The 8,229-nt window shown below is 42.1% G+C and carries 10 protein-coding genes; 4 read left to right on the forward strand and 6 right to left on the reverse strand.

Annotated elements, in window-relative coordinates:
- Positions 1-99: 99 nt before the first annotated feature.
- Together PL85_RS11110 and PL85_RS11115 are read right to left on the reverse strand one after the other, a co-directional pair.
- Positions 100-891 (reverse strand): EAL domain-containing protein, encoded by a 792-nt coding sequence (locus PL85_RS11110; RefSeq protein ID WP_013867855.1) that lies wholly within the window; start codon positions 889-891, stop codon positions 100-102.
- A gap of 281 nt (positions 892-1,172) precedes the next feature.
- On the reverse strand, positions 1,173-1,808 hold the full coding sequence (locus PL85_RS11115; protein WP_026027861.1) for a hypothetical protein: 636 nt from the start codon (positions 1,806-1,808) through the stop codon (positions 1,173-1,175).
- Between the two features lie 341 nt (positions 1,809-2,149).
- Between PL85_RS11115 and PL85_RS11120 the strand changes: the two genes are divergently transcribed.
- Both PL85_RS11120 and PL85_RS11125 read left to right on the forward strand, forming a co-directional pair.
- Positions 2,150-2,689: a cytochrome b gene (locus PL85_RS11120; protein ID WP_017047204.1), complete on the forward strand. Its 540-nt coding sequence runs from the start codon at positions 2,150-2,152 to the stop codon at positions 2,687-2,689.
- A complete protein-coding gene (locus tag PL85_RS11125; protein WP_013867851.1) occupies positions 2,686-3,255 on the forward strand; it encodes a YceI family protein in 570 nt (189 codons plus the stop codon). The genes PL85_RS11120 and PL85_RS11125 overlap by 4 nt, the downstream gene beginning before the upstream one ends.
- 96 nt (positions 3,256-3,351) lie before the next feature.
- Here the strand turns inward: PL85_RS11125 and PL85_RS11130 are convergent, their stop codons facing one another.
- A complete protein-coding gene (locus PL85_RS11130; protein ID WP_174223875.1) occupies positions 3,352-5,124 on the reverse strand; it encodes a methyl-accepting chemotaxis protein in 1,773 nt (590 codons plus the stop codon).
- Between the two features lie 194 nt (positions 5,125-5,318).
- On the opposite strand from PL85_RS11130, the gene PL85_RS11135 reads away from it, so the two are divergent.
- Entirely contained in the window at positions 5,319-5,918 is a 600-nt protein-coding gene (locus tag PL85_RS11135) for a beta-phosphoglucomutase family hydrolase (protein ID WP_115340222.1), read from the forward strand.
- 33 nt (positions 5,919-5,951) lie between these two features.
- Here the strand turns inward: PL85_RS11135 and PL85_RS11140 are convergent, their stop codons facing one another.
- Complete coding sequence (locus tag PL85_RS11140) at positions 5,952-6,425, reverse strand: FKBP-type peptidyl-prolyl cis-trans isomerase (RefSeq protein ID WP_017046439.1); 474 nt, start codon at positions 6,423-6,425, stop codon at positions 5,952-5,954.
- Between the two features lie 19 nt (positions 6,426-6,444).
- Positions 6,445-7,071: a thiol:disulfide interchange protein DsbA/DsbL gene (locus PL85_RS11145; RefSeq protein WP_115340221.1), complete on the reverse strand. Its 627-nt coding sequence runs from the start codon at positions 7,069-7,071 to the stop codon at positions 6,445-6,447.
- Positions 7,072-7,225: 154 nt separating this feature from the next.
- Here PL85_RS11145 and PL85_RS11150 point away from each other — a divergent pair, with 154 nt between their 5' ends.
- Positions 7,226-7,843, forward strand: coding sequence for an OmpA family protein (locus tag PL85_RS11150; RefSeq protein ID WP_013867846.1), 618 nt, complete (start codon positions 7,226-7,228; stop codon positions 7,841-7,843).
- 113 nt (positions 7,844-7,956) lie between these two features.
- On the opposite strand, the gene PL85_RS11155 is transcribed toward PL85_RS11150, so the two are convergent.
- Positions 7,957-8,229: transketolase-like TK C-terminal-containing protein (locus tag PL85_RS11155; RefSeq protein ID WP_272871945.1), on the reverse strand; the 273-nt coding region annotated here is incomplete at its 5' end.

The following is an 8,229-nucleotide window of genomic DNA, read 5'->3' on the forward strand; positions in this document are numbered from 1 at the left end:
ACAGTTAAATAACGTGATGTTGTCGCTAGGAAAACAGTGAGTGAATATTGAAAGTAGCGGTAAAGTTGGGGCGCTACGCGCATGTAAAGAATATCGTTATTAAATGGCCATCTTAATGGCTGGTACTATCGCTTCCGGCATGGCTAAAAAATAGCCTTGAAACATATCAATATCGAGTTTTTGCATTGCTTCGAGTTGCGCTTGGGTTTCGATGCCTTCTACAACGGTATTGGAACCATTCTGTTTCGCAAGGGTAATGCCATCCATAAGTGGGTCACAATCACCTTGCATATATTTGAGTAATAAGCTTCGATCAAATTTGATGATATCAGGCGTCACCAAATTAACCCGTTGTGGTGTTGAGGCTTGAGTACCAAAATCATCAATGGCAATTTTAAAACCATTTGCAGCCAGACTTTGCGTTGCGCATTGCAGCTTGCTTTCATTCTCTGAATCGATTTCAATCAATTCCATGACCAGTTGATTATGTTCTATATGCAGTTCTTTGAGGCGATCGCATAGCAATGCTTTGTTGATGTCGCTGATTGCAAACAATTCGCCTGCGACAGGCAATAAGTTTAGAAATAATTGGCATTGACGATATTCGGAAAGGGCATAGTTTCGGATGTGGATAACTCGGCTGAGTCTTTCTACGTTAAGTTTGTCGATGGGATTAATAGTGTCGGAATGGAAAAAACAATCGGGGCGAATGGTCGTGCTGCCATTGGCGGTTATTCTCACTAGGGCTTCAACGCCCACAATACGGTTATCCCGCGAGAATATCGGCTGGAAAACGCTTCGCAGCACAAGATGCTGGTAATGAGCAATAAACTGGCCATCGGAATCCAGAGACATGCATTTTGAAAACTGAGTTTTGTTAGTTAAAAGCATACAATTTTCGACATCCTAATCATTAATTTTTGCTTGAAGCATCCGAGCGCCAATATGCCATGCCATATTATTGACTCACCTTGACCTTTGTCAATTGTACCTTTGGCTAAGATGAAAATTTGTGGGTTGTCAAAACAGCGTCACAAATATTGAATTATTTAGTGAATGTGATGCGGCAGGCTCAATTGATTGAGTGTGTGCTAAATCAGAAGACAGCCCAATGAAGAGGGTAATAAGATAAAATCTAGAACTTGGAAGAAAATGAGGGCGGTTTGTTTACGTTACGCCCATTGTAATACGGCATATAATTGAACGTATTTTCGGACTAGTTGCTGGTTTTTAGAGCGTTTTAAAGGATGGCTAAATTTAATATAACAAGGGCTAATTTGAAAACGGTTCTCTAAAGATTGAGTTAGCAATGAGTCACTTTCATACAGCGTGATACCTTGTGCGAGGTATTGATCTATTTCATCGGGTAATTGCCCTGTCCACCAATGAAGTAACTCGCGACTTTTTTGGCTACGACTGATCCAGTGATCGGTCAGTAATAACAATAAATCATTCGGTTGAATCGCGTAAGCGTACTCATATTTCCACTGCGCAATGTCTTGCATCAACTTTTCTCGACAGGTTTTACCAGCACTGACCATATGGTGAGTCAGGATCCATACTGTTCCTGCATCACTGCTCACTCGGTAATGGTGTGGCATGTCTCGCTGAGGGATTGATTCAATAACAGAATAGTGGCATGGGTGTCCAAATTCACTGAGTGTACGAGCCAACCTGCGAGCAAAAGCCAGCCCTAAGTGATGTTCACTCATTCCTTGGTTGTGTATGGTGGGGTAGTGCTTTTCACAAAGTTTTAGGCAGTCAGCTTGAAATTCGTTGACGCTTTGCGTGAGTATGTCCAGTAGCAACTCGTTGTTCTCCTTTAATAAAGCCAAGCAAGATTACCACAGTTATCAACAAGCACGAGCAGCAAATGGCGAGTTCTTGATCTTTCACACTATTCTTCTAATACGAGCATTCTACAGGTGTTAAACCCTTATGATTTGAAGCTACCGTTGTTTCAAGTTGTTTGAGCCTAAGTCGTGGTTATCTATATCCACAATAAGTTCCTTCAGTTTTTTCGAATAACTCAATCAATACTAAAGTATGTCCACAATGTAAAGTATGGTAAATACTGTGTTAATAATTTAGGCTAGAATATAGATTCAATTCACTTTGTTGCTGTTTCACTTGCTGGTTTAGAAAATTTATGACAACTGAAGTTAAAAATTACAACTTAGTCACGCGTCTTATCCATTGGTTATCCGCACTCGTTATCATCGGTATGTTTGGTGCTGGGATCTGGATGGTTGAGTTAACCTATTACAGTCAATGGTATAACACCGCGCCACATTGGCATAAATCTGTCGGTTTGTTGCTGCTCGCGGTCACCCTGTTCCGCATACTATGGAAGTTGGTGAGTGTCTCTCCTGCCATTGGTGGCGGCCACTATGAGCGCATTGCGGCTAAAGCGGCGCACGGATTAATGTATTTATTATTGATGACGCTGTTTGTATCAGGCTATTTGATCTCAACAGAAGATGGCCGAGGGATTGATGTTTTCAATTGGTTTACTGTACCAAGTATGGGCTTGTTGTTTGAAGGACAAGCCGATCTCTCTGGTACGGTTCACTTTTACGCAGCTTGGACGCTGATTATTTTAGCAGGCGTGCACGCTGTTGCCGCACTCAAGCACCATTTTATTGATAAAGACGATACGCTACGAAAAATGATAGGAGCTTCTAAATGAAGAAAACGTTACTTGCTACTGGATTGGCTTTCGCAACACTCATGCCGCTAGGTGCAAACGCTGCTGACTATGTTATAGATACCAAAGGTGCGCATGCTTCAATTAACTTTAAAGTCAGCCATCTTGGTTATAGCTTTACCAAGGGCCGCTTTAACAAGTTTGATGGTGAGTTTTCCTACGATCCTAACGACCTTGCAAGCTCAAAAGTGAAAGTTAATGTGGATACTCGCAGCTTGGACAGTAACCATGCTGAACGTGATAAACATATTCGTAGTGCTGATTTCATTGATGCATCAAAATATTCACAAGCCACGTTTACCAGTACTCAAGTGGTTGATAAAGGGAATGGTAAACTAGAAGTGCTCGGTGATCTTACCCTGCATGGTCAAACCAAACCCATTACTATTGATGCAGAATTTATTGGTGCAGGTAAAGACCCATGGGGTGGCCAACGCGCTGGTTTTTCGGGGACAACACGTATCGAACTCGCGGATTTCAATATTGCAGTAATGGGCGCTTCAAGCTACGTCGATATGGAACTCTATGTTGAAGGAATACAAAAGTAATCCACATCTTGTTATGCTTTAAGCAAACATGAATAAAAGGGTCTAACTCTAGACCCTTTTCACTAACTCTCGCTATATTTTATCTCTATACATTGGCTAACTGACGGATTTCTGAGTCTGGAATTCGGCGACCGCGTTGTCCATGTCGTTTGCTTGTTTGGAAACGATATCGACTTCAATCAAACACTGTTTAGCTGAGTGCATATTATTATCAGAGATAGAGTTAAGTTCGGTGATCGATTCACTGACTTGGTTCATCACAATGCCTTGTTCTTCAATTGCAGAGGCGATTCGCTCAGAGTTACTTTGTATCATTTCCATGTCAGAGAGAATCTGACGTAAACTATTATCCAGTTCTCCTGAAGCCGTTAGCGTCGCATGGCCTTGAGTATTGCATTGTGCAATATCAGTGACAACGGTGCTCATTTGGCTTTGAATTGCAGAAACGACATTGGTGATCTCTTCCGTTGACTGATGCGTGCGGCTGGCAAGTGCGCGGACTTCATCGGCGACCACAGCAAAGCCTCTTCCTTGTTCTCCGGCGCGAGCGGCTTCAATCGCGGCATTTAATGCCAGTAAATTGGTCTGCTCTGCGATACCTTGAATGATGTTAACAGCACCGCCAATTTGTTCGACATGCTTGTTCAATGAGGCGATGGAGATTTGACTTTTTTCCAATGTTCGTGAGAGTTCATCGACATTTTTTACCGTTGATTCCACCACCAAACGCCCTTGCTGAGCATTGTGCGCGGCTTTGTGTACACCTTCTACCGCTACACTGGTACTTTCTGAAATTTCGCTGATGGTGGACACCATTTCTTGAACGGCCGTTGCCATTGTCGTGGTGTGGTCAGCCTGAGCGTGAAACTGTTCAATCACATCTTCTAATTCATTATGCATGCTAGACGTACTGCTTGATAACTGATGAGACTTTGTTTGAGAGCCAGCGATAAGAGTTTCGAACTTATCGAGTAAGATATTAAAGTAAGTTGCGATCGATACCAGCTCGTTGCGGCCAGTCAGTTCAACACGCAAACTGATGTTATTGCTGTCTGAAATCATTTGCATCACTGACAACAACTTACTCACTTGTACGTTAATGGAGCGCGCTATTTGGAGAATAAATCCAAGGATCAGTACGATCACTAACGCACTGAGCCCTTGCTTCACATAGTTAAGTTCTTGCTCAATAGTTGTAATCTCTTTATTTAACACTTCAGAAAAGGTAACAAACTGTTGTTCAACATTATGAGAAAGGTTACGTACTTCACCAAGTAGCCCTTGATTATATTTCAAACCAATCACTTTTTTCTGATCGACAAGCTGTTGGGCGGCCTGTGCTAATGCCGGAAAACGGTTGGTCACTGTGCTGTTTTGCAGCTCTCCAACCTGCACGCTTTGATCAAACTCCATCAGCTCTAAAAGTAATGCATCATCAGCATTAGGTTTTATGGTTTCCAATGCTTGTAAATAAGTGGCTAAAAGGCCGGATTTTTCATTTAATCCGTATAGGCTATAAGCCTGCACCAATTTTTCAAAACCTTGTTTATAAGCCAAAAGATCTTGTCGGAGTTGGCTACTAGAGGGGAGATCTCGATCTAACAGGATGGGGGAAAGTTGCTGTTCCAGATCTAAAAAAAGAGTGCTGTTTTTTTTAAAGGTTTCAAGGTATTTCACGTCGTTTCGCAGAAGAAAATCTTTCTCATTGCGCCGCAAATTGAGCAGTCTAATTTCAAGTTTATCGACTAAGTTAATGGCTTGATTGAGCGTTTCGGTGGTTTGGGAAAAATGTGTGGTAGTGGCTAACATTACCAGAACCCCGATAACCGCAATAGCACCCAGTGAATATAATTTTTGTTTGATACTCATGAGATTATACACCTAAGTAAAATGACAATAATTGATGAAAATGTAATTATTAGTATGTTTAATTAGAATGTTAGGATTAAATGAAGCGTATATCAATGAACGTAAAAATATAAATTACATTCATTATCGTGACACAATATTGGAACTTTTATTTTGTTGATTCCCATAGAATTTGTTAGAGGCGCTCTGTAAACATGATTGAATTAGAAAATTACCAAGGACTTATTTTTGATATGGATGGTACGTTGCTTGACACCATGCCAGCGCATTTAGAGGCTTGGTCAAAAACAGCGCAACATTTTCGCTTCCCATTCTCAGAACAGTGGTTGCACAGTTTAGGTGGCATGCCTAGCGCTAAAATCGTTTCACAAATCAATAAGCTGCACGATCTCAAATTGGTGCCAGAGCTGGTCGCTCAATTTAAAATGGCGGTATTTTCTTCTATCGAAAATAGTGGAGAGGTAATTTCTTGTACTCATGAAGTTGTTGAGCAGTTTTATGGTAAAAAGAAGCTTGCGGTTGGGACTGGAAGCCAAAGGCAAAGTGCACTCGCATTGCTTAAAAAGTCTGGGCTATTAAATCGCTTTGATGCTGTAGTAACGGCGTCTGATGTTGAAAACCATAAACCGAATCCAGATACATTTTTGCGTGCAGCCTTTTTATTGGATCTCGAACCTAAGCATTGTGTGGTGTTTGAAGATACTCATTTGGGTAAACAAGCCGCTCACGCTGGAGGAATGGATTGTGTGATGGTAGAGGAAGGAAAACTGGTGTTTTATCCAGTCCCTTCTTAAGAATAGAGCCGCGTAATGCGGCTCAACACCGCTTTACTGGATTTCAATTAATTCCACATCAAAAATCAGTACGGATGCGGGTGGGATAGGGCCGCTGCCACTTTTGCCATAACCTAAATTACTGGGTATGAACAGGCGCATTTTTTGTCCTTCCACCATCAGTTGTAGGCCTTCCTGCCAGCCTTGAATCACCTGCTTCAAACCAAACACAATCGGGTCGTTACGTTCAACTGAGCTATCAAACACCGAACCGTCAAGTAAAGTTCCGTGATAATGCACTTTTACACGACTGTTGGCTTTCGGATGAACGGTGCCAGTACCTTGTTGGAGTACGAGATATTGTAGGCCACTTTCGGTTGTTATCACGCCATCTTGCTGAGTATTTTCAGCCAAAAACGCTTGGCCTTTAGCAAAATTTTCATCGGCAATTTTGTGGTTATTCCACGTACGATAGATAAAAAAGCCAGCCAGTAAAAAAATAATAATTGGAAATACAAATTTAGACATATTTTTAAAGCCTTGTGGATTAGGGGGGAGTCAATAAATATGAGATGGTATTCGCGATATCTGCTACATCTTTATGACCGGAGGTGATGACTAAATATTTGCCTTTCACAATAAAGGTTGGAACGGCATTGATTTGGCCTTTTACTGAAATATCATCAGCGAGCTGAATCTCTTGGAATAACTGTTTTTGCTGCTCATCATCTAACGAATACGGGCTGATTAGCCCTCGTTGGCTGAAGGCCAAATCAATCGCTTCTTTACGCTCACTTAACGTTACTTCTTCATCCATTTGCACGACCGAAAATAGCTGTTCCATCATGGCATGATCGGGAATTGCTCCCAGTTGCATCACGGCTGAATAGTAAATCATGGCTCCAATCTGTGCGCCTTCGTTAAAGGTGACATGCAGTTTACCAAATGTTTCGCCTGTTATTTTCTCTAGCTCTGGGATGACCTTTTCCATTGAACGACAGTGTCCGCAAGTCAGCGAAAACACTTCCGTGACGGCTGGCAGGCGGTATGTTGCAAGACTTACGGGAAGCTCATCATATTGTTTCCCTTTTTGTGGCGTAGTGTTGTCACCGCAGCCTGCTAGAATCAGTAGTGTTGTGATGAGAGTCAACCAATAGCGTGTGTTTTTTTTCATAACGAGTATTGAGTTAAAAAAGAATACTTGAATTCTAACGGCTTACCGTGACAAGGAAAACAGAAACAACCACGAAATTGCTACCAAATATATATAAAGTTTTACAGTCTTGGCCGATACAGTTTAGGTAGTAAGAGAATGGAGTGATGCTTGAATGAAGTATTTAGCCTTACCGTTATTGATGTTGTTAACGGGGTGTGGAACATTAGCCACCGCAGATCGGATGTTTAGCGACAATCTATTGGATGCAGCGCCAAAAGGTGATTTTGACGTGCTCTACCCTGAATGGGGCTATGCGCCGAAGATTGCTTCAACAGGTGTTCAAGGCCCGATGGGACAGCAGCGCGTGAGTAGTTATGATTCTTTGCAAAGTTTTTTATTGAAGAATGGCGTTGATTACGAGGTTCTCCCGGGTAACCACATTATGGTTAAATTGAAAGATACGGTGAAATTTGAAACGGGCTCGTCCACCGTCTCCTCTGGTTCTGGTGACTGGCTTACTATGATGGGACGTTATTTAGCCTCAGAACCCGGTATTGATATTGTGATTGATGGCCATACGGACAGTAGTGGAGCGCCAACTTTTAATGATGGTTTGTCTGAACGTCGAGCGAAAGCGGTAAAGAACACTTTAGTGAAAAGTAATGTGGCGATGGACTCTATTTTTACCCGTGGATATGGTGAATACGTTCCGGCTTGTACGAATAAAACCAATGCAGGTAAAGCATGTAACCGTCGTGTGGAAGTGTTATTTATTGTTTCCAATAATTAAGTTATGCCTTTTGGTGGCATGCCTTTTAAGTGATGTATCTCTTTTCACACGCGACAAGCTCAAAAAAGCCCAGCGAATGACTCGCTGGGCTTTTGCATTAAAAACTAAACGACTTAAGCAAGCAACTCTTGTGCTTGTTTCACCACGTTTTCAGTTGTAAAGCCGAACATTTTAAACAGTTGATCCGCCGGTGCTGACTCACCAAAGGTAGTCATACCGATGATCTTGCCGCCAAAACCAACGTACTTGTACCAGAAATCCGCGATACCTGCTTCAATTGCAATACGCTTAGTCACGGCTGCTGGTAGTACGGCTTCGCGGTAGGCTGCGTCTTGTTTATCAAACGCATCGGTCGATGGCATCGAAACTACGCGCACTTTCTTACC

It is taken from the genome of Vibrio anguillarum, assembly GCF_001989995.2.
In the GTDB taxonomy this organism is placed as follows: domain Bacteria; phylum Pseudomonadota; class Gammaproteobacteria; order Enterobacterales; family Vibrionaceae; genus Vibrio; species Vibrio anguillarum.

Bases quoted from the DNA above. Each gene is read 5' to 3' on its own strand.
- PL85_RS11125 (WP_013867851.1), top strand. From the start codon at position 2,686: ATGAAGAAAACGTTACTTGCTACTGGATTGGCTTTCGCAACACTCATG.
- PL85_RS11135 (WP_115340222.1), top strand. From the start codon at position 5,319: ATGATTGAATTAGAAAATTACCAAGGACTTATTTTTGATATGGATGGT.
- PL85_RS11145 (WP_115340221.1), bottom strand. From the start codon at position 7,071: ATGAAAAAAAACACACGCTATTGGTTGACTCTCATCACAACACTACTG.
- PL85_RS11140 (WP_017046439.1), bottom strand. From the start codon at position 6,425: ATGTCTAAATTTGTATTTCCAATTATTATTTTTTTACTGGCTGGCTTT.
- PL85_RS11120 (WP_017047204.1), top strand. From the start codon at position 2,150: ATGACAACTGAAGTTAAAAATTACAACTTAGTCACGCGTCTTATCCAT.
- PL85_RS11150 (WP_013867846.1), top strand. From the start codon at position 7,226: ATGAAGTATTTAGCCTTACCGTTATTGATGTTGTTAACGGGGTGTGGA.
- PL85_RS11130 (WP_174223875.1), bottom strand. From the start codon at position 5,124: ATGAGTATCAAACAAAAATTATATTCACTGGGTGCTATTGCGGTTATC.
- PL85_RS11110 (WP_013867855.1), bottom strand. From the start codon at position 891: ATGCTTTTAACTAACAAAACTCAGTTTTCAAAATGCATGTCTCTGGAT.